This window comes from Bradyrhizobium sp. 33ap4, from assembly GCF_032654765.1.
Classification (GTDB): Bacteria; Pseudomonadota; Alphaproteobacteria; order Rhizobiales; family Xanthobacteraceae; genus Bradyrhizobium; species Bradyrhizobium australafricanum.
In genome coordinates this window covers 19,268-41,595 of record NZ_JAUMTJ010000026.1, presented here as the reverse complement: position 1 = coordinate 41,595, position 22,328 = coordinate 19,268, and the positions used below count along the sequence as shown (strand labels likewise).

Genomic DNA, 22,328 nt, shown 5'->3' with positions numbered 1-22,328 from the left:
AAGAAAGAGGATCGAAGCGGGGTGATGACGAGTGGTCACCCTCTCCATCTGTTGCGCCTCACTGGCCAGCGATCGATGCGCCGGCGGCTCTTGTTCATCACAGTTCACGGACTGCATCCACAGGCCTTCGGTGCGGCCCAGTCGCTCCGATGCGGGTCGACAGTTGCTCGGCCCGAAGCCTGAGGCGATCCATGTGCCCGATCGCCTCGATCACTTCGAACAGACCGTTCGTCCAGGGCGCAGCGCCGCTGCAAAGGCGCGCAATGGCCGCCTCGGCACGGCTAGCGCCGATCAAATGCGCAAGCAGGTAGTGTGGCGCCTCGGACGAACGGCCACGATCGTCGCGCCGGTCGACGAGCCCCATCACATAGGCCGTCAACATGACGTCCGACTGCCAGCGTCCGGCCTCGCCTACCTCGGAGAACCGCCCATGAACCAGGCGCTTCAGCCGGTGCAGTCGAGGCGCAAACCGCGCCACCGCTTCCAGGAGCGCGGGCAAGGCCTGGTCATTGGGAACTGGATGCGCCCGCAGATCCATGGCGCGGGAAGATGGCCTGCGCGCGCGCCGGGTGGAGCTGAACCGGAGTTCATACGCAACCGACCCGAGCACCGATAATCCGCATGCGGTCGCCGCAACTGCGGTCGGGGCATCAAACATCACCATCATGCTGCTGGAGAAGACGAGCGTCGTCCCTCCCAGCAGCAACGGCAGGATCGGTCGCGTCTCCGCCAGATCGAGAGTCTTTGGAGAGGCGATACGTCCAAGGGTTCGGCGAAGGAGCTGCGCCTGATCGTTAGCCAAATGCATTCCCTGGCAGAGTGCGCTGAGAGCCGAAGCCGAGGAGCGCGTCGATTCTCGCATGCGTCCTCCTCCCCCGCTAAGCGAACCAGCAGCCAACGCCGCGGGCCAGCAGCGTGCGCGGCAAATCAAGAACCGGCTGCATTAGACCACTGACGAGGTACCCGGAGAGAAGCGCCTGCATGAGGCTCATGACGCTGGAGCCAACTGTCCTGCCCCAGATGCTTCTGAGCCCGATCGAGCTTCCCAGCGCCGACGTACACCGGTCCTCCATCCCGACCACCACGTCCTGATCTGCCGACGCCGGCGCCGCGCAACCCTTGTCATCGTCGGGACAAGCCGATCGCGGCAGCTCGCGAGACGGCTCACCGAACAGATAGCCCTGGAGCCATGTGGCTCCGACCTCCTGAGCAAGATGCGCGTCAGGCAACGTCTCCACCCCTTCGACAACGACGATGCCGCCGAGACGCGCCGCGAAGCGAACCAACCGCAACAGGCGCGATCGCCCGATCCGATCGTTGCGCGCGCGATGTAAGAAGGTGGCGTCAATCTTCACAAAATCCGGCCTCAACGAGGTCAGCGCCTTGCGGCAGCCGTTACCAGCACCGAAATCGTCGACGGCGATCCGGCATCCGACCGAACGCAGTGCGTCGACAAACTCGCGAACTATCATCCTGGGTGGCAACCGCGCCGTCTCGGTGACTTCCACGATCAGGCGCGATGCAACATCCGGATTCTGCCGAAGCCTGGCGATCACAGACACCCAGCCATGGTCGAGAACAGCGCTTCGCGCGGAGATATTGCAGCCTACACAGATCTCCGGCGTAGAGCGCAGCTCGCTGATGACGCGGTTGACGACCCAGTGATCCATTCGACGGATCAGACCTAGCCGTTCCATAGCCAGGATGGACGCGCCGGCCGACTGGGCGGGACCATCGTGGATGCTGACCCGCAGCAGCCGCTCCCGGTAGAGAACACGTTCCGGCTGGCTCGCATGACAAATGGGCTGCCAGGCCAGCGACAAACATCCCTCACGAAGCGCATCGACAGTCGCAACCGCCGCCGCCATGTCGGTCCGATACTGCAAGCTCCAGGCGGCATCTTCTCGCACCGGTTCCACAATTCTACCGGAGGACGCAGCTTTCCCGAACACATCAGGGCGACCCAGATTGGGCGGCAGGACGCGGATTGAAACGGCGGCAAGCACGGCCGCACCGGCAAAACGAATTGGCTCGCCACCAATCGCAGCGGTCGCGCCGTCTGCGAGGCTCGCGACGTTTGCAAAACGCGACGCCCACCTCATCACGATCACAAATCGACCGGCTGCAAGGCGTACAATCCCGGCACTTTCGCCGCAGAAGGACAGAGCACGCCTGTGCAAGACGTCGCTGACCACCGATGCCAGCGATTGATCATAGGCCGCGGCAAGCTTGTCAAAATTATTGATTACGACGAGAAGGAAAACACTGTCCGCCGCGCGATCTTGCGGGCCGTCGCGATTGGCGGCGATCGAACACTCACGCATCCGCGCCCTCCCCTACGGCTCGACGCGGAGCAGGCGCACCATCGGGAGATCTCGCGATGGAGCGTCTCCGATCGCAAGCAACGAGCCGCCGGCCTCCTTGAGGACTTCGCAATGCGACTCCGCCCCGATTGTTCAGCCCCATCTCGTTTCCCGCCTCGCATCTTCAAAAGCAAACGTCGAAGTCAATTTTCGCTGCGCCGGCGGCCTGATGTGGCGCGAGCGTGCCCCTGCGTAGAACCAGCTGTAACAGCAATCGCGATTTGCACCGCTGATCATTTCCGGGTGCGAATTGATCATTTTCGGATGCATCAAACGTCAAACCGGCAGGCAGATGCGCTTCCAAATGGCAACAATGAAGCTCACCGGTCTCCAGGAGGAACGCATCCTGCACCGCGCAGAGAAACCGCTCACGGGCAGCAGAAGCAATCGACGTGGATGTGACACAGCAGAAAGAAAAACCCGCCTGACGGAGCGCGTCAGGCGGGGTGTGTGAGTTTTCGCCATGCTTTGGGGGATGAGGGAGCCCTGATTTCTTCCGATCCGGACCAACCTCAAGAGGCCAGAATATCCGGATGTCGGCACGACGCATTGATCAAATTGGTGCTCTTTCCGATCAATTCAGGTGCAAATTGGCCGACCGGCCGAACCACTCCGCGCGATTCCTAGGGGATGCGTCGCCATCCAAGACGATCGGCCACGCCACGATGGTCATAGTTGTCCGGAACATTTCGTGACAAGTCTCTCTCACCGATAGCGTATGCGGGATTGATGATCATGCGTGGCGAGCGCCGGCCAGCGAGCACTTCGTGCGCGTAGTAGACGTTCCAATAGACTTGCTCGTGAAAACATTGCGCGACTGTGAAACAGAATGCAGAGCCACCTTTGATGTATTCGAAGGCTTCGTTGCCGCCATCAATACCCGTTGCGAAAATGCTGCTCCGACCAAGTGCCCGGATCGCACCTGCAGCGCCGATCGCTCCGCCGTCCCACGCGCTCCAGATCGCATCGATGTCCGGGTGCTCCCTCAGCATTTTCTCGACCACCTGTTGAGGCGTCGCTGAACCTGTCAGTGAATATGCTGTCTCCGCAATGATCCGAATCTCGGGATAGCCGGAGAGCACGAACCTCATTCCATCCGACCGCGCGCTCCACGCTTCGTTGGAATAGAGGTGGATTGCAGCGATTTTTCCTTTCCCCTTGAGTCGCTTGCAGATGTAGTCCGCAGAGGCCGCACCCATGCCAAAATGGTTGTGCATGGAGGTGGAATGTACGATCGTCCCTGGAGCTGAACTATCGCACATAAGGGTCGGAATACCTGCTGCCTTGGCTGCTTGAACCGCCTTCGAGATCGTCGCCGGGTCGGTTGGCAGGACGAACAAGGCGTCCGGCCTCGATGCGACAAGTGATGCGATCTGGTCACACTGTCTACCAGGATCCCAGTTCGCGTCGACAATCGTAAGCGTGCCGCCCATTTCCGACACCACATCCTTATAGGCGGCGATGATCCGGCTAAACGAATCCTGACCAGTAAAGGGAACGGAGAGACAGAACGCGAGATCCTTCGTCCCTCTCATGAGCGTCCTTCCAGGCGCTTTCAGCAACTCGGGTATTTCCGGCATCGGGCTCGCTCGAGCCTGCTCTCCGCTGATGGCCGAGGGGGACCCGCCAGAATTGCCCGGAGAATCGCCCCGCTTCTCCGCATTCACGCGATTGACTGCAATCTGATAAAGGGAAAACTTTAGCGACAGGAACGTCTCAACGACATCAACCAGGGAAGGACAAATCTCAATGGAGCGTCCGCCCTCAGCGCGCAGCTCGAAATACCCCTCTCGCGCCGCACTCTCGATCAGGCGACGCACGTGCGCTCTTGACACACCGAACGACTTCGCGACGAGCCCGTAAGGAAACGATATCTTTCGATCAGGCATAGCCCGCGTCGCATCATACATCGACCAGAGCCGGAGCAGAATCTCGTACCCCGCCTCTCGCCCGCTGAAGATACGCATTTGCGGTACAGCATCGAGAAGCTGACAATCATCAAAGTACAATTCGATCGCGTTAGCGACGATCGCTTGCGGAAGACCTTTATCACGTTCGAATCGCGACTGAAGGCTGTCATCGCCATTCAGAATGTCCAATGCTTTCACAAACGCGACAATAAACCTCCGCAATGCGTCACCGGCGAGATCGGACGGCTCGAGCCTCATCACGCGTCTATCGCCATCGCTACGAACGGGTTGCAAATATCGCGTGTGTTTCAGAAGGCATACGAGCGCAGCAACGCCGTTCTTGCTGCAGAGATCATGCGCTCTGGCGAACTCCTGCAGTCGATGGAGGACAATTCCGCACTGGGGATCGTCCTTGTCCCGCCTATAATGAAGAGCAACCATGTGCCCGCACAGCAGATGGCGCGCTTCTCCCGTCGCGATCTTGTTGAGAAGACGGTTGCCTCTGAACGTATCAACGTAATGGCGCGCGAATACCCTAACCGCCTCCCTGAAGCGGGGGTTCCTGCTGGTCTCGGCGGCGGCTGATAACAACTCACCCGACAATCGCGATAGATTGTAGGGAGCGTTGCGATCAGACTGGTCTCCCGACAGCACGTTTGCGTCCTTCCCTATGAAACGACATCAAAGAGCCTACGGACCCGCCGCCACGAAATGTTCGAGAACGGTACCTGCGATATCAGGGTCCAAAGTAAAATCGCCGTCTCACGATCATCGTCTGGTGCGGGCCCTCCGTTCCTCCGCCATGTCAGTCCAGCAGTGAGCAGCTTGCCTTTCGTTCTCTTGTCCCTGTCAACCCACCTCATTTAGGCGTCTTATGGCTTGAGGATTTACCTGCTCTCGTCGGGCGAATTGGGTAGGCAGGTATAAGGGCGTCAGCCCAGCAGCTCCCGCTCGGAGATCATCAAATGCTCGCGCATTCGCTCGGCCGCTTCCGCAGCATTTCCAGCGCGAATCGCATCGAGAATGGCGAGATGATGCGCGCGGACGGCCTCGGTGTCCTGCTCGTGGTGGATGTAGAGCCTTGACAGGTGAAGATGTATCCGCAGGTCGGCGAAAATCCTGGACGCAGGCTCATTTCCCGACCCAGCCATGATGGCCTCATGAAAGGCGCCGTCGGCCTGAGAGAAATCGCGATAGCGCCGATAGCGTCGCGACAGCGATGCTGCCCCCATCGCCGCAACGGCATCAGCGAGTTCTTGCAAAATCTCCAAGGGGCGGCGCCGCGCAGTCTCACCCGCGGCCCAGGGCTCAATGACGAGACGGAAGGCGTACAATTGCTTGAAGTACTCGGGCGATGGTACGGGAGCGACCGCAAAGCCGACAAACGGCGTGGATGAAACGAGTCCTTCGGCGGTGAGACGAGCCAACGCCTCACGCAGCGGCGTTGAACTAACGTTGAGCTCTCGCTTCAGAGCATCAATGTTCAGCCGCGCGTCCGGCTCGTAGGCACGGTCGAGAATTCGCTCCTTCAGAACCTCGTAGACCTGGTCCAGCAGCACGACCCGCTCAATCTTGCGCCCCAAAGCCGGCAAAGCTCCTAATAATCGTGGATCGTGCATGATTTATCTTATCTTAGTTCGTTTGTCAATTTTACGTAAGCGACTGAAATAGCTTGTCTAATAGCGGACATATCGTGCATGATCCACGATCCGATTAAAGGAGTATTCACCGACCTGAAACTTTTGCGCCAGGGTTCCAGCCTGGTGGTCGAGCTCTATCCCGTGACCCTGCCCTTCAACGTAACGGGCGCGCTGTCAACGCGTCCGGTTCCTACGCTGACGATTCGAGCAAACGTCTGGCGTTCGTAGCGCTCTGAAGAGGTTTAGGGAGCCTGTTGAATCCTACAGGGTGTGCTCACAGTCGAGCCACCATACGCTTCGTGCATCGGCTTCATTGCCAGGGTCCCGGAAATGGATGCGCAGCTCTCAACCAAATCGAACCGCCCCTCCTCGGCGCGCACGATCGAGCTGAAGCAGCTCCGATGTGCCGTGCTTGCATGTTCCTCAGGCAGCCTGCGGAAGGCAGCGGATCTACTTTGTGTTCGGCATTCGGCATTGAGTAGATCCGTGGCCCAACTGGAGCACCTTGTCGGCACTCCCTTGTTCGAGCGATCACCGGCAGGAATTCGGCCTACTCGCGCGGGCCACAATTTCCTGCGTCGTGTTAACACGATCCTGGAGGAAATTGACGCCCTGGTCGAAGCAGCAGGCGATGTTGCGCGTGGCTGCTCCGGCGCCCTTTCCGTTGGCCTATGCACCTCAGTCTCAGGGGGCAATCTGCGTTCGATCTTGAGCGAGTTTGTGCACCGTTTCCAGCGCATCGAGGTGGCCGCAATTGAGCGGTCGCCGACAGAGTTGAACAAAGCACTCAGGAGTGGGGCTGCAGATATCATCATTCTGCCCGGAAGAGCCAGTTCGACGGACCTTGAAGCCCGGGCGCTCTGGCACGAGCGCATTTCAGTCTTGCTGCCGACCGATCATGTTCTGGCGGCGCGCCAAACGATCTGCTGGACAGATTTGCTCGATCAGAGCATTTTGCTTGCAGCGCCTGTGAAAGCAGGCGGTCTGGAGGACATGGTTGAAGCAAAGCTCCTGATGCAGGGGATCACCGAAAATATTCGGCGGCATCACGCAAGCAGGCATCTGATTTATGGCCTCACAAGCATTGGACTTGGCATAAGCTTTGCGCTGGATTCTGATATTGGGGCTATTGGAAATGACGTCGTGAGCCGTGAGTTGCACGACGATCGGGGTCAGATGGAGGTCGGTTTCTGCGCTCATTGGCGTCCTGACAATGGAAATCCAGCTCTGAGACATTTCCTCAATCTCTTGAGGGAGCGCTATCCTTCAGTCTCGCCTCTCGGCGAATGAGCTGAACGCCGCAGCTTTGCAAATTCGCGGTCAGTCGCCATAAACCGTGCCAGCATGGGAGCGATCAGTTTGACTGGATCAACGGGCTGCCCGGACTGACGCGCGAGTGCTTCGGCGTACGCAGTGAGATTTCGATGCACGGACGCAGGAAGTTCGGTACTAAGCTTTACCGGCTTTTCATCGGGAAGCGCTGAAATCTTGAGCCTGGCCATTTGGCAATCACCTTCCGTAAGGCTCGAGAACAAGATCACGATTTACGATCACACGAACGGGAAAGCCTGGTCGGACGGTCAAAGTCGGCTGAATGTTCAGGCTACGCCGAACGACTTGCTGGCCAGCGTGGCTTAGCGAGTCCGCCGCGCCATGCCGCAATGCCTGGATGATCGCACTGTTATTGCCGTTTGTGTCGGAGCCGGCCCCCACCTCCGTGCCGACAGCCAGCAACGTCGAAAGTGCGGCGGCCTTGAACAGCGCGCCCCAATGATTGTCGACCTGATCTTCCAAGCCTGCATAGCCGGCGGTATCCGTACCGGGTTGCCGCTCAAGAACGATGGACCGACCAGTCGGCATGATGAGTCGTGTCCACACAAGCAGGACGCGCGACTGTCCGAAGGTAACCTGGCTATCATAGATCCCGACAAGCTTTGCTCCCTGGGGGATCAGCAGGAAGCGCCCGGTCGGCGTATCAAAGACATTTTCGGTCACCTGTGCCGTGATCTGGCCTGGCAGCTCCGAGCGAATACCCGTGATGAGGGCGCCGGGAATGACTGTCCCGGCCTGGACCACGTAGGGTGACGCTGCCCTCGTGACCCGATCCGGGCTCGTGGTGCGGCGATCGACTGGAGCATTGACGAAGGTGAGCTTTCGCTCCTGCTCGTTCCGCGGGCCTGCCTCGTCATTGTTGAATGCTGTCGTCGTCGGTGCGGTACCGCGGCCGTCTGCCTGTACCGAAGTGGCGGCTGGCTGTTCCCGGATATTGGTTGACGCAAACAGACGGCTGACGCGCGCCGCCTCGGTCTCCTGCTCCCGGCGCTGCTGCTCCTGGTCAGGCACGGCCGCGGTGGTTACTGGCAATTGCCCCTGAGCGGAAAGGATCGGCCTGCCGAGATCGCCGGGGAGAGGCGGGCCGAGTTGCGGCACCTGGCGCTGAACGGCCGAATAATCGCGCGGCAGCGTCCCAAGACCTTCGGCAACGTTGTGGTGCTCGGTGCCATAAGGCTCATCGGACGTTGGGCTAACGGATCTGTTCTTCTGCAGTGCCCACACTGTAGCCCCGCCAATGATGGCCAGCCCGAGCGCACTTGCTGTCGCCAGGACTTTTCGCGAAAGCCGCGTGACGCGCGGGTATTCGGGCCTCAGTCGGAAACCCCTCACCAGTTCATCTGACGTTCGTTCCCCGGCGGATGATGCACCGTCCTGATTCTGGGTCATCATGACGACGGCCTCCCCTCAGTCCGGACAATTCTGACCTTCTGCTGGTGCTCGCCTCCCAAACGCAATTCAGCAGCCGCGAACAGCCGATCGACGATCAACACGTTATTGTAAGCGCGGTAGTTGACGATTTCGGTGTTGCCGTCGGCACCGAGCACAAACAGCGGCGGCATCTCGCCCTGAACGATCCCCCGCGGGAACTCGACATAGACTTTCCGGCCGTCGTCGTAAGCCACAAGGGGACGCCAGGGCGGGCTGTCACCTTCGATGGCGTAGCGAAAGCGGCGTTGCGACGCGTCGGGCAGAACCGGCGTCGGCGGTGCCGATCGCGCCTTGCCTTGCCTGTCTTCCGGATAGTACCAGGCAACCGAGGGCATATAGGGTTTTTCTCGGGAGCGGAGTTCGATCAAATACGTCCGCCGGTCGGTATTGATGACGAGGTTCGTTTCGATCGAGGCGCGCGTCGGTTTGACGAGGACGTGAACACGTCGCGTTTCCCCGCTGCCGCTCTCCGTGTCGCCGACCACCCAGCGCACCGTGTCGCCTGCGGCGATTGGCCCGCTGCCTGTCAGCAGCTCCCCCTCCTCCAGCGCGATGTCGGTAATCTGTCCCGGTGCTGCGTAGACCTGGTAGAGCGCCCCGGGACTAAAGCTGTAAATCTGCGCCGCATTGAAATACCCCGTCCTGCGGGGTTCAACCCGGGCCGCGCTGTTCGCCGTCTCGATTCTGCTGACCGGCTCGGCCTCTTCCTTCGCCCCTGACTTGCCGCCAAGCGCCGGCTTCCAGGATGGCGGAACGTGGAGCGGCCAGGGCCGCTCACTGTTCGGTGCTGGCGCTGCAGGTAATGGCGGCACATCGGCGTCGTAGGTGATTTCGGGCGGGATGAATGTCGAGCAACCACCCAGCATGCAGCTGAGAATAACTATCACGGAGACGAGACCGCTTGTTTGCAATGCGGCTCTGAAACCGGTTGCCTGAGTATCGACGATTTTCCAGCTCATTGCCCCAGCTCCTTCGACCAGTTGATCGAATTCACGTAGATACCGAGCGGGTTTTTGCGCAGCCGATCGGCATCGTGCGGCGTCCGGATGACCACCGACAGAATGGCGGTCCACCGCTCGGTCGAGGCTAGCGATCCGTTGTCGTAAGCGCGCTGCACCCACGCCACCCGAAAACTGTCCGGTGATGCGCGGATGACGCTTGAGACCTCGATTGAGACCTGCGCCTTGCCGAGCTTCGCGAAGGGATTGTTGCTCCGCGCATATTCGTTGAGTGCCACGGCGCCGCGATCAGTCGTGAAGTCATAGGCGCGGAGCCAATTCTGCCGCAGGACGATTGCGTCGGATGGCAGGCCACGAACGTCCTCGATGAAGCGTGCCAGATGATAGGCGATCTGCGGATCGGTCGGGTCGTACTCCGAATTGGCCGGAGCAACTCTCTGGGCCTGACCGAGTTGATCGACCTCTACGATCCAGGGCGTGATTGTGCCCTGCGTCGACTGCCAGATCAGGCCTCCGCCAAGGCCACACGACAGAATGAGACAGCCAAAGGCCATCATCCTCCAGTTCCTGGCCTGGACGCGCGCCGTCCCGATTCGCTCGTCCCAGACCTGCGCCGCCTTCTGATACGGTGTCACCGGCTCGGGTGTGCGCCCGTAATGAACGGAAGATCGTTTGAACATCACCACTTTCCCCGAAAGAAACAGAATTCAGATTCCGGCCCCCTGCTGAACCGAAGTCGGCGGTCGTTCACCGCCCTCCCTCGGAGACATCGACCGAGCTCCCGGCACCGCCGTGATCGCCGGATCGAACAGCGTGGCTCGCGGCGGATACGCCGTGGCTGATGGTTTGCGCCCGCTTCATGCGCTGTGCCCATGCGGGCGGATGCTCGGTCAAGCCCTGCGATGCCTGAGAGCCGGACTGAGCGCCGCCGCCAGCTGCGCCCGCGACCCGACGCAGCGGACTCGCGGCGGCCGATAGGCCAGCCTCGGCAACGCCGGCCACGCCGCCGCTGCGGTAGGCCGCAGCTGCGCCGCTTGCGATCGCGCTCCCACCGCGCACAGCACCTGCGACCGCTCCCCCGGCAAGCCCGGCTCCGCCCGCGGCGAGGCCCGCTCCAGCGGCAGCGATGCCGCCGGCAGCAAGACCAGTCCCAACCGCAGCGCCGGCTCCGAGTTGCGGCCCGCCAGATACGAGCCCGTTGGCAATACCGGGTCCAAAGATGCCAAGACCCAGGAGCGACAACGCCGCCAGCACCAGCGTCATGGCATCTTCGATGGTCGGCTGCCCGCCGTTGAAGCCGGAGGTGAACTGCGCGAACAGGGTCGAGCCGATGCCGACAATGACGGCCAGTACCAGGACCTTGATGCCTGATGAGACGATATTGCCGAGAACCCGTTCGGCGGCAAACGCGGTCTTGCCGAATAGGCCGAACGGGATCAGCACAAAGCCAGCCAGCGTCGTCAGCTTGAACTCGATCAAGGTGACAAACAGCTGGATTGCCAGAATGAAGAAAGCGAGCAGGACGACCGCCCAGGCGAACAGCAGAACGACGATCTGGACGAAATTCTCGAAGAAGCTGATGTAGCCCATCAGATTCGAGATCGACTCGAGGATCGGCCGGCCCGCATCGAGACCCACCTGCGCAATCTTTCCGGGACGGACGAAATCGCCTGCGGAAAGGCTCGTGCCTGAGACCTTCAGCCCAAGGCCAGCGAAGCTTTCGAAAACGATGCGAGCCAGATTGTTCCAGTTGCCGATCAGATAGGCGAAGACACCGACGAACAGCGTCTTCTTGACCAGCCGCGCGATGACATCGTCCTCCGCGCCCCAGCTCCAGAACAGGGCTGCAATCGTAATGTCGATCGCAGCCAGCGTGGTCGCAAGATATCCGACCTCGCCGCCGACAAGGCCAAAGCCGTTGTCGATATAGCGGGTGAAGGTTTCGAGGAACTGGTCGATAACTCCGGTGCCCGTCATTGATCGCCCTCTCCCGATATCCCGATGGAGGGATAGGCTTGTGGAATCCGACCCTGGTCCTTGGGCGCCAATTGCTGTGACGAACCGCCCGGATCCCCACCCGCGCCACGCACCGGCCCGGCCTTTTGACCGAAGAACCGCCGGCGGTTTTCAGCCCAAAGTCTTCGGCAACGCTCAAACTCCGTCGCTTGCTCTGGCGTCACGGTACGGCAACGGGCGAGATCAGGAGAGAAGGCTCCTGTCATCTGCGCATCCGCCTGCGTCTGCGCTGCGTCCTTGTCGGCTCCGCGCAATTGAATCGCACAGGCGGCAGCGACGAGCGTTGCTCCCAGTGCCATGGAGGCGGGAAGCCACTTGGTGACACGGATGCCCATCAGTGAAACATCTGCACATTGGAGGATTGATAACCCTGGCCCGGCGTCAGGAAGCGCCGGAGCTGCTCACGTCCCTGGTCCTGCGCGGCGGCGCGTTGGGCGGACTCCAGAGCCTGGGCCCTGCCCTGCGATGCGATAGTTGCAGTGAGATCGGCAAGCTGCTGTGCCTGAAGCGCAAGGATCTGATTGCCGGCCTGGGTTGCCTGAAGGGCGCCGCTCGCACTCTGGCTTGAGGTCACCAGGGCCGCGCTCTGGATCCGGTTGGTATCGAGATTACCGACGACGCCGGCTTGCACGCGAAGGGCGTCCTGAAGGGCTGCCACCGAGTTCTGCCAACGTCCTTGCGCACCGGTGATCAGCGCAGCATTGGCCTGGCTCCCTGTTGCCGGCGCATAGCTGGTGGCGAAGGCCCGATCGATCTGCTGCACGTCATAGGCGATGCGCTGGGCCTGAGCCAGGAGCTGCTGGGTGCGCTGGATCGATGACTGAAGCTGCTGGAGCGAGGAGTATGGCAAGCTCGCCAGGTTCCTTGTCTGATTGACCAGCATCTGCGCCTCGTTCTGCAACGAGGTGATCTGATTGTTGATCTGCTGCAGCTCGCGCGCAGCGGTCAGAACATTCTGAACGTAGTTGTTGGGATCGAAGACGATCAGTGCCAGCGCTGGCCTGCTGGCCACCAGTGACAAGGCAACGATACTGGCGGCCAGGAACGGGCGACAACGGCTCATTGCGACTTCTCCAGATTCTTGAGGTTGGGAACGAGATCCGCGGCCCAACCCACGCCGCGGTGGTGCAGCCAGGCCAACACAAAATCCTCGCGACCATGCTCGGCGAGCACCCGGTCGATTGCGGCCTGGTCGGACCTGGTGGAGACAGCGGCGAAGGCGAGCGCGACCTCGCCAAGGCCGAGCTCGAACATCCGGTTGCCCCGGCGGGACTGGCAGTAGTAGTCGCGCTTCGGGGTGGCGCGGCTCAAGAGCTCGATCTGCCGATCATTGAGCCCGAAGCGGCGATAGATCGCCGTGATCTGGGGTTCGAGCGCCCGTTCATTTGGCAGCAGCAGGCGCGTCGGGCAGCTCTCGATGATGGCGGGCGCGATTGCCGAGCCGTCGATGTCCGACAGCGACTGGGTGGCGAACACAACGGAGGCATTCTTCTTCCGCAGCGTCTTCAGCCATTCGCGAAGCTGACCGGCGAAATCCGCATCATCCAGCGCAAGCCAGCCTTCATCGACAATGATGAGCGTGGGCCGGCCGTCGAGACGATCACCAATCCGGTGAAAGAGATACGTCAGCACAGCTGGCGCGGCACCGGTGCCGATCAATCCTTCGGTCTCGAATGCCTGGACAGAAGCTTCGCCAGGGCGCTCGAACTCGGCATCGAGCAGGCCGCCATAAGGTCCGCCCAGACAATAGGGTTGCAGGGCGCGCTTGAGAGCCGTCGACTGGAGCAGAACCGACAGGCCCGTCAGCGTCCGCTCCTGGACAGGCGCCGACGCAAGGGACGTCAGCGCCGACCACAGATAGTCCTTCACATCCGGTGTGATCTCGACCTTTTCCCGCGCCAGGATGGCCGCTACCCATTCCGTAGCCCAGGCCCTCTCCGATGAGTCGTCGATCCAGAGCAGCGGCTGCAGGGCGACACGCTCGGCCGCATCATGAGACAGGGCTCCGCCCAGATCGTGCCAGTCGCCGCCCATTGCGATCGCGGCCGCGCGAATGGAGCCGCCGAAATCAAACGCGAACACCCGGGAATTGCGGTAACGGCGAAATTGCAATGCCATCAGTGCCAGCAGCACCGACTTGCCGGCGCCGGTCGGCCCGACCACAAGCGTATGGCCGACGTCCCCGACATGAAGCGAGAACCGGAACGGGGTCGCGCCTTCGGTCTTGCCATGGAGCAGCGGTGGCGCATCGAGGTGATGATCCCTCGCCTCTCCCGCCCACACTGCCGATAGCGGAATCATGTGCGCGAGGTTGAGCGTCGAGACCGGCGGCTGCCGGACGTTGGCGTAGACATGTCCAGGCAGGCTGCCGAGCCACGCTTCGGCCGCATTGACCGTCTCGGTCATGCAGGTAAAATCGCGGCCCTGGATGATCTTTTCGACCAAACGAAGTTTCTCGTCGGCCGCGCGCGGATCGGTGTCCCAGACCGTTACCGACGCCGTGACAAAGGCCTGGCCGATCTGATCTGACCCCAGATCCTGAAGCGCGGCGTCGGCATCCATTGCCTTGTTGTGGGCATCGGTGTCGAGCAGCGATGACGCCTCGTTGGTCATCACCTCGTTCAGGATTGCGGCAATCGATTTCCGTTTGGCGAACCACTGACGCCGGATCCTGGTCAGGAGCCTTGTGGCCTCCAGCCTGTCGAGCATGATGGCCCGGGTCGACCAGCGATACGGGAATGCGAGGCGGTTCAGGTCGTCGAGAATCCCGGGCGTGGTCGCTGTCGGAAATCCAACCACGGTCAGAACGCGCAAGCTGGCTTCCCCCAGCGTCAGCTCGAGACCTGCGGTCAGCGGCTGGTCTGCGAGCAACGCGTCGAGATACATCGGGATTTCGGGCACGCGGACCCGATGCCGATTGGTCGAGATGGTTGAATGGAGGTAGGTCAACGTCCCGGCATCATCGAGCCAGCCGCAGTCCGGCATAAATCCTTCGAGGAGTTGCAGCACCCGGTCGGTGCGATCGACAAAAGCCCGCAGCACCTCGCGCGCGTCAGCTGTTTCGGCGGGATCGCGCCCCTCATACAGAAATCGCTCGGCACGCGCCGCATCCTCTGGCGGGGGCAGATACACGAACGTCAGGAAGTAGCCGGATTCGTAGTGAACGCCCTCCTCCTCGAACTGTGCCCGGCGCTCGGCATCAACCAGCGCGGATGCCACATCCGGAAAGGAGCATGAGGGATAGGCTCCAGCCGCATGGCGCTGCGCCTCGACGAAGACGGCCCAGCCCGAGCCCAGGCGGCGCAAGGCGTTGTTGAGGCGGCCGGCGATAGCCACGAGTTCGGCGGGTACGGCGCTTTCGAGATCCGGCCCGCGGAATCCGGCGGTCCGCTGCAACGAGCCGTCCTTGTTCAGGATGACGCTCTCGCCGACCAGAGCTGCCCAGGGCAGGAAATCGGCAAGACGGGTGCTGGACCGGCGATACTCGGAAAGATTCATCATGGAGCGAGCTCAAACGCAAAGATGTCCGGGAACACGAAGGTGGCGGCGCACGACCTCAACGAAGGCCGGATCGCGTTTGGCGGCCCAGACCGCTGCCAAGTGGCCGATGAACCAGAGGAGAAGGCCGGCAATCCAGAGCCGCAGGCCAAGCCCAACTGCGACGGCAAGCGTTCCATTCACGATCGCAACCGACCGCGGTGCACCGCCCATCAGGATCGGTTCGGTCAGCGAGCGATGCACGGGCGCGACAAAGCCTGCGACGAGTTGATCCATCAGACCACCAGCCCGCCGCCAAAGGAGAAGAACGAGAGGAAGAAGCTCGATGCCGCAAAGGCGATCGACAGCCCGAATACGATCTGGATCATCCTGCGAAAACCGCCGGACGTATCGCCAAAAGCAAGCGTCAGCCCCGTGACGATGATGATGATCACGGCGATGATCTTCGCGACCGGTCCCTCCACCGATTGCAGGATCTGATTAAGCGGCTGCTCCCAGGGCATGTTGGAGCCGGCTGCCCAGGCTGGCGCAGTCGCGAACAGGACCGTTGCCGTTACAGCCACCGGGAGCGCACGCGGTGGAAGCGAGATTCGAAAGCTCATATGAGATCTCCTGCTGGTGAGAGGCTGTAGTCGCCGGTTGCTCCGAGCCCGTCGACGCGCGCGAGCTCGGCGAGGCGACGGTCGGCGCCGCGGCCGGAAAGCACGGCAATGATGTTGATGGTCTCGGCAATCAGGGCGCGCGGTACCGTGATGACAGCTTCCTGGATCAGCTGCTCCAGTCGCCGCAGCGCGCCGAGCGCGGTACCGGCGTGAATGGTGCCAATGCCGCCGGGGTGACCAGTGCCCCAGGCCTTGAGTAGGTCGAGCGCTTCGGCGCCGCGGACCTCGCCTATCGGAATGCGATCCGGCCGCAAGCGGAGCGACGACCGCACGAGATCCGAGAGCGAGACCACCCCGTCCTTGGTGCGCAGCGCAACCAAATTCGGCGCCTTGCACTGCAGTTCCCGAGTATCCTCGATCAGCACCACGCGATCGCTGGTCTTGGCGACTTCCGCAAGAAGCGCATTGGTGAGCGTCGTTTTGCCCGTTGAGGTGCCGCCCGCGACCAGGATGTTCCTCCGCGCGGCCACCGCCCGCCGCAGTGCTTCGGCCTGGTCTGAGGTCATGATGCGCGAGGCCGCATAGTCATCGAGTGTAAATACGGCGACTGCAGGTTTGCGAATTGCGAAGGCGGGCGCAGCCACGACAGGCGGCAACAGACCTTCAAACCGTTCTCCAGTTTCAGGCAATTCTGCAGAAATGCGCGGCGATGCGGCGTGGACCTCGCTGCCGACATGGTGCGCCACCAGGCGAATGATGCGCTCGCCATCGGCGGCCGAGAGCTGCTCGCCGGTTTCCGACAGTCCGCTCGCCAGCCGGTCGATCCATAGCCGACCATCCGGGTTCAGCATCACCTCGATGACCGCAGTGTCGTCGAGATAGCGCGCGATCGCGGGCCCCAGCGCGCTGCGGAGCATGCGTGCGCCGCGCGAAACCGCCTCCGACTGAAAGGACTGGAATGTCACTGCCACACCCATCTATCGAGGACGGATTAGACCGCGCCCTCAGATGGGGATGGATAGAAGAGCCACCACTCCCTTCGTGCAACAAGGCGCTCGCGACGATCGTAGCGTAGCGTGGAAAAAGAAAACCCTGCGGAAGCCATGAGGTCGATCAGAGACGGGACCATGCACCCCAATCGGCCGGACGCATTGGCGCGGAGACACAACCTGATCGACGTAGGTCGGGCGATCGCGGCAGGCTGCAACCGCGTTGCGCACCACCGGATACCCCTCAGCTTTGCCGGCGCCGAAGCAAGCTCTTGCCCCTGAACTCCCGCAGGCGTCATCGCGAGGATCTTGCGTGCGCCGCGTCAACGCATAGAGAGAGAGAGAGAGAGAGAGAGAGAGACACACATGACCGAGTCTACGAGAGTTCGCCTCGGTCAGGTAATTGCCCGGCAAAGGCTGCGACGACGCGCCCCGTATTGAAGCGAGAAAGAGCTGGCAAGCCGAAGACTTCAGCGGACGCAAGGCCCGCACATAACCCAAGCCAGGGGCACGGGGCGATCGCCGGCGTCCGGCAGTCGGGGCCGCCATCTGTGGAGCCTGACCATTAACAGCAGAACCCGCCTGACGTGCGCCAGCCGGGGCTATTAGGCCTGAGCAGCACATCAGACGGGACCACCACGTTGGGAACGTGGGGGATGCTAGCGGAGCGAGACTACTTGTTTACGAAAGCGGGCGGTTGATCAAATAAGGGTGCTTACCGATCAAATCAGGACCAAACTGGCTCCCGCCGCCGCGCCTGGCGCTACGTCGGAGATTGGTCGATATTGGGTGCGCGAGTGACGCCGTTTGCGCTCCAGGCAGTTTTCTACGCCAAGCAGACGGTGGTGACACAGCTCGAGTCGAGCCGTCGATGGCGTCATAGCCAGCCCACGGAAGAGAGTTGCGCAAGCGCGCTCTTGCTATCGGTGTTCAGCTTCACATTAGGTCCTGCAAGGTAGCGAACCGTGGCGGGACTCCACCGACGGCGAACGGTAGGTGCCCCACACTGCTCGAACCGCAAGCACAGACGCGCTAAACTCTCCATCGTCCTAATCAGGCATTAAGTTCCAGCCGCCCGCACCACCAGGCGGTTCGACACCCGCGAAAGGAGCTGAGCATGAAGGGCGATAAGACGGCTATCGAATACCTCAATAGAGCGCTGCGTCACGAGCTCACTGCGGTGACCGTATTTTCCCGGTGAAGTCGATGATGTTGACTGGGGTTCACTTCATTGGTCACCTTGACCTCCTCGGAGTCGACCGATGAAATGAACGAACGTTGCCCGGACGGGAGTCTGAGGAGTGGGATCGCCGGTACATCAAAGCGCGAAGACGCCGAGACGGCTGGCACTCGGCCTATTGTTGCTGTTTGCGTTCACGATTCTTGGCTTCAGCGGGCTGTACTTTGTGGGCGATTTGTCGAGATATCAGGAAGCTATCTCAAAAAGTGACGCCTATGTTGCCATGCGCGACGTGAGCAATCCTGAACAACTGGATCAAGCTCTAAAGCGACATCCCTCGAACGTGATTCTGAAAATGATCGCACTCGCAAACCTGGATGCGATCGAGATGAATGCTGCCGCTCGAAGGCTACTAACCGGCGCCGAGCAAAAGGAACTCCCGAAAGCAATCGATCCGACTTTCAGCCGCAGTGATCTAGACGCAATTCTTCGCGATCTGAAGGCCGCCGAGGGTCGTATCGCTACCTTTGAGCCCCGCTATATCGCTCTCGCAAAATTCGAGCGCGACAAACTGGAAGACGAGGCCCGCTCACTCCTTGTTGGAAACGACACAATTCGCAGATTCATGAGCATGATCGATGCGCAGCACACCGAAACAATTGCCGTAGCGGCCGAATTGTCGACCGCATACGCCGAATATTACAAGACCTATGACAAGTGTGTAACGCTCCTGCTGAGGGAATTTGGCATCTACAAAGTGAAAGACGGTCAGTTCGTGTTCCCGTTTCAAATGACTGCAGACAACTACAATCGTGCAGCGGCAGCAATGATCGCTGCCGCAAAACGCATTGCCGAGCCGGACGATGAACTGACCGCCCTGAGGCCCCTCCAGTTGAACAGATGGAAGGCCTTCGTTGAACAATAATTGAGAGGAAGCAGTGGTGCTGTTGCATCGATCAGTAGGATCTACCGACCCAATATCCGTCCCTTTTTCAACGCTTGGCCGTTCGACTGCTTTCTGGGTTGAACGCTTCCAGAGTGGTTTAAGCGTCCGAGGGATCCGTTAAGGATATGACGGCCGCCCAGGCTACTATAATCCTCGTCCCGATTCGAACTTCGTAGCGCCGATCATCAACGAGCACACTAGACCATCCACCTCGGCTAGCGCGTTTGCTCATGAACCCGCTCCGCAGTTTGGGCGGGATCACCGCTGTTCTTGAAGAATCGGTACTCCGAGTTCATCGAAACGAAAGAGCTGAAACGCCCGCTGACCGTTGAAGTCGAGCACTCTCAAATCATCAGTCTCGTGAAGATCGCTCTCAACGGCTTGGAAATGCCCGCCGTAGCGCTCCCTGGCGAGTGGCACGGGAACCTCAAATGCGACGAACTTGCCAATTCCCTTGTGCTTGAGCTTCTCGAGAAGCTCCTGATCGTGTACGGACTCGTGCGACGTGAGAATAAGCAGAGGACCGCTCGCCGTTAGCAGCAAAAGCGCTTTCATCGGACCCTCCTTCGCGGTTGGACTGATTTCATGGATGTCCAGTCCGGATACTCCCAGTATAAGCCGGTTCACCGCTCATAACGATTCCACAGTGGACGTGATCTGCACTGTTTGGACCGTCCTGGGTCCTGAGATGCTCGCTCGCATCGAGGCCGGTGACGCGCGGCCCAGGGCTCGCTATTCCGCCGTTCCCTGCCAGCTGGCGCTGACGAGCGATCGAATGATTACGTTCGCTTCAGAGATGGCCGAATACCAACTCCGCACCGCCTCCGAGGTTGTCTAACTGAGCTCGTCTGGAAGTGGCATGCCTGGAATGACGCGATTGGACCATCGCGGAAGCAGGCCCTAGTCCAGCAGCGGCCCTATATGCTTTGATGCGCAGGACCGGAATTGAGATGCAAGGGTGGCCAGATGTATATGTTCGTTAGAAAGTACACCAAGGTTCGTTCAGTTGCGGATGCTGCCCGCCGCGCCAAGAGTGGCATCGGCCAGATCCTGAAGGATTCGCCCGGATTTAAATCTTATTATGTATTGGATGGGGGCCAAGGCGTTGGTGTCGCTGTGATGATATTCGAGGACCGCGAAAGCGCCAATGCGGCGAACGAAAAGGTCCTGCAGTTTGTTCAAGCAAGCATGCATGACCTTCATCTTGGCGCCCCCGAAATTATCGCAGGGGAAGTCTTGGTGAACATAGAATCTGATGCGTAGTTGATCGCAAGCGCCGCTGATCCGCAACGTGAGCGAGCATGGCGCCGAGAAGCTGCTGTGACGTTCGGCCAGAAGACGTTTCAATGTCACTGCACATGTATGGCCAGCATATCAATTACACGGGCCGCTCTGAGTTCGATGTGGAGCGAAGGCGCGAGAAGCCATACGTGCTAAAGGTCGTTGTCGACGAGCACGCGCGGACTAAGTCTTTTTCGTCAGGCGGGAGCGTCGGCACGTCCGCTGCTGACCCTGGCTGTGTAACGCGAAGGCCGGACCACCTCTGGGGTCGTTCGGTCATCGGGCCAGACCGGAAGTGGTTCGCCCAGCGACCGGCACGATTCGTGTCCGACATATAACCAGTACAGAAAAGCCGGGCGGCGATGCTGGGCCTCTCTTTCTTTGAACGCTGAACTTTGGACCTAGAAGTCCACACCACCCATGCCGCCCATGCCACCACCCCCGGGCATGCCGCCGGGTGCGTTCTTCTTCGGCAGCTCGGCGACCATGGCTTCCGTGGTGATTAGGAGTGCCGCGATGGAGGCGGCGTTCTGGATCGCGGTGCGCACGACCTTGGTCGGGTCGATGATGCCCTTCTTGACGAGGTCGGCATAGTCGCCGGTCTGGCCGTCGAAGCCGTAATTGTAGGTCTTGTTCTCCAGGATCTTGCCGACGATGACGGAGCCGTCCTCGCCGGCGTTGACCGCGATCTGGCGAGCCGGAGCCGACAGCGCCTTGCGCACGATCTCGACGCCGGTCTTCTGGTCGTCGTTCTTGGTGCGCAGGCCCTTCAGGTGCTCGGAGGCACGGAGCAGGGCGACGCCGCCGCCCGGGAGGATGCCTTCCTCGACAGCCGCACGGGTCGCATGCATCGCGTCATCAACGCGATCCTTGCGCTCCTTCACCTCGACCTCGGTCGCGCCGCCGACGCGGATCACCGCGACGCCGCCTGCGAGCTTGGCGAGACGCTCCTGCAGCTTCTCACGGTCGTAGTCCGAGGTGGTCTCCTCGATCTGCGCCTTGATCTGGGCAACGCGGGCATCGATGTCGGCCTTCTTGCCGGCGCCGCTGACGATCGTGGTGTTCTCCTTGTCGATCATCACCTTCTTGGCGCGACCGAGCATCTGCAGCGTGACGTTCTCGAGCTTGATGCCAAGGTCTTCCGAGATGGCCTGGCCGCCGGTCAGGATCGCGATGTCCTGCAGCATGGCCTTGCGGCGATCGCCGAAGCCCGGAGCCTTGACGGCCGCGACCTTCAGGCCGCCACGCAGGCGGTTGACGACGAGGGTGGCGAGCGCTTCGCCTTCGACGTCTTCGGCGACGATGAGCAGCGGCTTGCCGCTCTGTACCACGGCCTCAAGCAGCGGCAGCAGCTCGTTCAGCGAGGAGAGCTTCTTCTCGTTGATGAGGATATAGGCATCGTCCAACTCGGCACGCATCTTGTCGGCGTTTGTGACGAAGTAGGGCGAGATGTAGCCGCGGTCGAACTGCATGCCCTCGACGACGTCGAGCTCGGTCTCGAGCGACTTGGCTTCCTCGACCGTGATCACGCCCTCGTTGCCGACCTTCTTCATGGCGTCGGCGAGGAACTTGCCGATCTCGGCATCGCCGTTGGCCGAAATGGTGCCGACCTGGGCGATCTCCTCGTTCGAGGTGACCTTCTTCGAGTTCTTCTGGAGGTCGGCGACCACGGCTTCCACCGCCATGTCGATACCGCGCTTCAGGTCCATCGGGTTCATACCGGCGGCGACTGACTTGGCGCCTTCCTTCACGATCGCGGCCGCGAGCACGGTCGCGGTGGTGGTGCCGTCACCGGCCGCGTCAGCGGACTTGGAGGCGACTTCGCGCACCATTTGGGCGCCCATGTTCTCGAACTTGTCCTCGAGCTCGATCTCCTTGGCGACAGCGACGCCGTCTTTGGTGATGCGGGGAGCGCCGAACGACTTCTCGAGCACCACGTTGCGGCCCTTCGGACCGAGGGTGACCTTCACCGCATTGGCGAGGATATCGACGCCGCGCAGCATCCGGTCGCGGGCATCGACGCCGAATTTGAGTTCTTTGGCTGACATGTCTGTCTCCCCTGAGTTGATCTCTGCTCCTCGTCCTGAAGTGCGTGCTCTTGAAGCGGGCGTCTCGAAGAACGAGACAGTTGGCTCTTGGCTCATCTTTCGAGACGCCGGCAGCGCCTGCTCCTCAAGGGAG

General features: G+C 61.0%; 22 protein-coding genes. 5 read left to right on the top strand and 17 right to left on the bottom strand.

Annotation, left to right across the window (positions count from 1 at the left end):
* Positions 1 to 97: 97 nt before the first annotated feature.
* The 3 genes from Q2M23_RS21045 to Q2M23_RS21035 all read right to left on the bottom strand — a co-directional run bounded on the left by Q2M23_RS21045 (position 98) and on the right by Q2M23_RS21035 (position 4,183).
* Positions 98 to 862, bottom strand: a complete 765-nt coding sequence (locus tag Q2M23_RS21045) for a hypothetical protein (RefSeq protein WP_316396876.1) — start codon at positions 860 to 862, stop codon at positions 98 to 100.
* Between the two features lie 16 nt (positions 863 to 878).
* Positions 879 to 2,324 (bottom strand): EAL domain-containing protein, encoded by a 1,446-nt coding sequence (locus tag Q2M23_RS21040; protein WP_316396875.1) that lies wholly within the window; start codon positions 2,322 to 2,324, stop codon positions 879 to 881.
* A 662-nt stretch (positions 2,325 to 2,986) separates the two neighbouring features.
* A complete protein-coding gene (locus Q2M23_RS21035; protein WP_316396874.1) occupies positions 2,987 to 4,183 on the bottom strand; it encodes a sugar ABC transporter substrate-binding protein in 1,197 nt (398 codons plus the stop codon).
* 147 nt (positions 4,184 to 4,330) lie between these two features.
* Here Q2M23_RS21035 and Q2M23_RS21030 point away from each other — a divergent pair, with 147 nt between their 5' ends.
* Positions 4,331 to 4,858 carry a hypothetical protein gene (locus tag Q2M23_RS21030; protein WP_316396873.1) on the top strand — a complete coding sequence of 176 codons (528 nt, stop codon included), beginning with the start codon at positions 4,331 to 4,333 and terminating at the stop codon, positions 4,856 to 4,858.
* A 347-nt stretch (positions 4,859 to 5,205) separates the two neighbouring features.
* On the opposite strand, the gene Q2M23_RS21025 is transcribed toward Q2M23_RS21030, so the two are convergent.
* A complete protein-coding gene (locus tag Q2M23_RS21025; protein ID WP_316396872.1) occupies positions 5,206 to 5,892 on the bottom strand; it encodes a GntR family transcriptional regulator in 687 nt (228 codons plus the stop codon).
* Between the two features lie 78 nt (positions 5,893 to 5,970).
* On the opposite strand from Q2M23_RS21025, the gene Q2M23_RS21020 reads away from it, so the two are divergent.
* On the top strand, positions 5,971 to 6,141 hold the full coding sequence (locus Q2M23_RS21020; RefSeq protein ID WP_316396871.1) for a hypothetical protein: 171 nt from the start codon (positions 5,971 to 5,973) through the stop codon (positions 6,139 to 6,141).
* A 102-nt stretch (positions 6,142 to 6,243) separates the two neighbouring features.
* On the top strand, positions 6,244 to 7,203 hold the full coding sequence (locus tag Q2M23_RS21015; RefSeq protein ID WP_316396870.1) for a LysR family transcriptional regulator: 960 nt from the start codon (positions 6,244 to 6,246) through the stop codon (positions 7,201 to 7,203).
* Here Q2M23_RS21015 and Q2M23_RS21010 read toward each other — a convergent pair.
* The 11 genes from Q2M23_RS21010 to trbB form a co-directional block, all read right to left on the bottom strand.
* Positions 7,173 to 7,415: a DUF2274 domain-containing protein gene (locus Q2M23_RS21010; RefSeq protein WP_081334616.1), complete on the bottom strand. Its 243-nt coding sequence runs from the start codon at positions 7,413 to 7,415 to the stop codon at positions 7,173 to 7,175. The genes Q2M23_RS21015 and Q2M23_RS21010 overlap by 31 nt on opposite strands.
* A gap of 7 nt (positions 7,416 to 7,422) precedes the next feature.
* Positions 7,423 to 8,634: a TrbI/VirB10 family protein gene (locus Q2M23_RS21005; protein ID WP_410469747.1), complete on the bottom strand. Its 1,212-nt coding sequence runs from the start codon at positions 8,632 to 8,634 to the stop codon at positions 7,423 to 7,425.
* Positions 8,634 to 9,542, bottom strand: coding sequence for a P-type conjugative transfer protein TrbG (trbG, locus tag Q2M23_RS21000; RefSeq protein WP_316396928.1), 909 nt, complete (start codon positions 9,540 to 9,542; stop codon positions 8,634 to 8,636). Before trbG ends, Q2M23_RS21005 begins: the two co-directional genes overlap by 1 nt.
* Before the next feature lie 89 nt (positions 9,543 to 9,631).
* Entirely contained in the window at positions 9,632 to 10,315 is a 684-nt protein-coding gene (gene trbF, locus Q2M23_RS20995) for a conjugal transfer protein TrbF (protein ID WP_316396868.1), read from the bottom strand.
* A gap of 67 nt (positions 10,316 to 10,382) precedes the next feature.
* Complete coding sequence (gene trbL, locus Q2M23_RS20990; RefSeq protein ID WP_141341213.1) at positions 10,383 to 11,612, bottom strand: P-type conjugative transfer protein TrbL; 1,230 nt, start codon at positions 11,610 to 11,612, stop codon at positions 10,383 to 10,385.
* Positions 11,609 to 11,986 (bottom strand): putative entry exclusion protein TrbK-alt, encoded by a 378-nt coding sequence (gene trbK-alt, locus Q2M23_RS20985; protein ID WP_225646997.1) that lies wholly within the window; start codon positions 11,984 to 11,986, stop codon positions 11,609 to 11,611. Before trbK-alt ends, trbL begins: the two co-directional genes overlap by 4 nt.
* Complete coding sequence (gene trbJ / locus Q2M23_RS20980; RefSeq protein WP_316396867.1) at positions 11,986 to 12,714, bottom strand: P-type conjugative transfer protein TrbJ; 729 nt, start codon at positions 12,712 to 12,714, stop codon at positions 11,986 to 11,988. Before trbJ ends, trbK-alt begins: the two co-directional genes overlap by 1 nt.
* Positions 12,711 to 15,152, bottom strand: a complete 2,442-nt coding sequence (gene trbE / locus Q2M23_RS20975) for a conjugal transfer protein TrbE (RefSeq protein WP_316396866.1) — start codon at positions 15,150 to 15,152, stop codon at positions 12,711 to 12,713. The genes trbJ and trbE overlap by 4 nt, the downstream gene beginning before the upstream one ends.
* A 9-nt stretch (positions 15,153 to 15,161) precedes the next feature.
* The gene (locus Q2M23_RS20970) at positions 15,162 to 15,425 is read right to left on the bottom strand and encodes a VirB3 family type IV secretion system protein (RefSeq protein ID WP_168859221.1); all 264 of its coding nucleotides are present in this window, start codon (positions 15,423 to 15,425) and stop codon (positions 15,162 to 15,164) included.
* The gene (locus Q2M23_RS20965) at positions 15,425 to 15,751 is read right to left on the bottom strand and encodes a TrbC/VirB2 family protein (protein ID WP_253639362.1); all 327 of its coding nucleotides are present in this window, start codon (positions 15,749 to 15,751) and stop codon (positions 15,425 to 15,427) included. The genes Q2M23_RS20970 and Q2M23_RS20965 overlap by 1 nt, the downstream gene beginning before the upstream one ends.
* Positions 15,748 to 16,668: a P-type conjugative transfer ATPase TrbB gene (gene trbB / locus Q2M23_RS20960; RefSeq protein WP_210263076.1), complete on the bottom strand. Its 921-nt coding sequence runs from the start codon at positions 16,666 to 16,668 to the stop codon at positions 15,748 to 15,750. Before trbB ends, Q2M23_RS20965 begins: the two co-directional genes overlap by 4 nt.
* A gap of 1,373 nt (positions 16,669 to 18,041) precedes the next feature.
* On the opposite strand from trbB, the gene Q2M23_RS20955 reads away from it, so the two are divergent.
* Positions 18,042 to 18,845: a hypothetical protein gene (locus Q2M23_RS20955; protein ID WP_316396865.1), complete on the top strand. Its 804-nt coding sequence runs from the start codon at positions 18,042 to 18,044 to the stop codon at positions 18,843 to 18,845.
* 279 nt (positions 18,846 to 19,124) lie between these two features.
* Here Q2M23_RS20955 and Q2M23_RS20950 read toward each other — a convergent pair whose 3' ends face one another.
* Entirely contained in the window at positions 19,125 to 19,421 is a 297-nt protein-coding gene (locus Q2M23_RS20950; protein ID WP_069275481.1) for a cytosolic protein, read from the bottom strand.
* Between the two features lie 411 nt (positions 19,422 to 19,832).
* Here Q2M23_RS20950 and Q2M23_RS20945 point away from each other — a divergent pair, with 411 nt between their 5' ends.
* Positions 19,833 to 20,129, top strand: coding sequence for a hypothetical protein (locus Q2M23_RS20945; RefSeq protein WP_141341221.1), 297 nt, complete (start codon positions 19,833 to 19,835; stop codon positions 20,127 to 20,129).
* A gap of 419 nt (positions 20,130 to 20,548) precedes the next feature.
* On the opposite strand, the gene groL is transcribed toward Q2M23_RS20945, so the two are convergent.
* A complete protein-coding gene (gene groL / locus Q2M23_RS20940) occupies positions 20,549 to 22,195 on the bottom strand; it encodes a chaperonin GroEL (protein WP_316396864.1) in 1,647 nt (548 codons plus the stop codon).
* Positions 22,196 to 22,328: the final 133 nt, after the last annotated feature.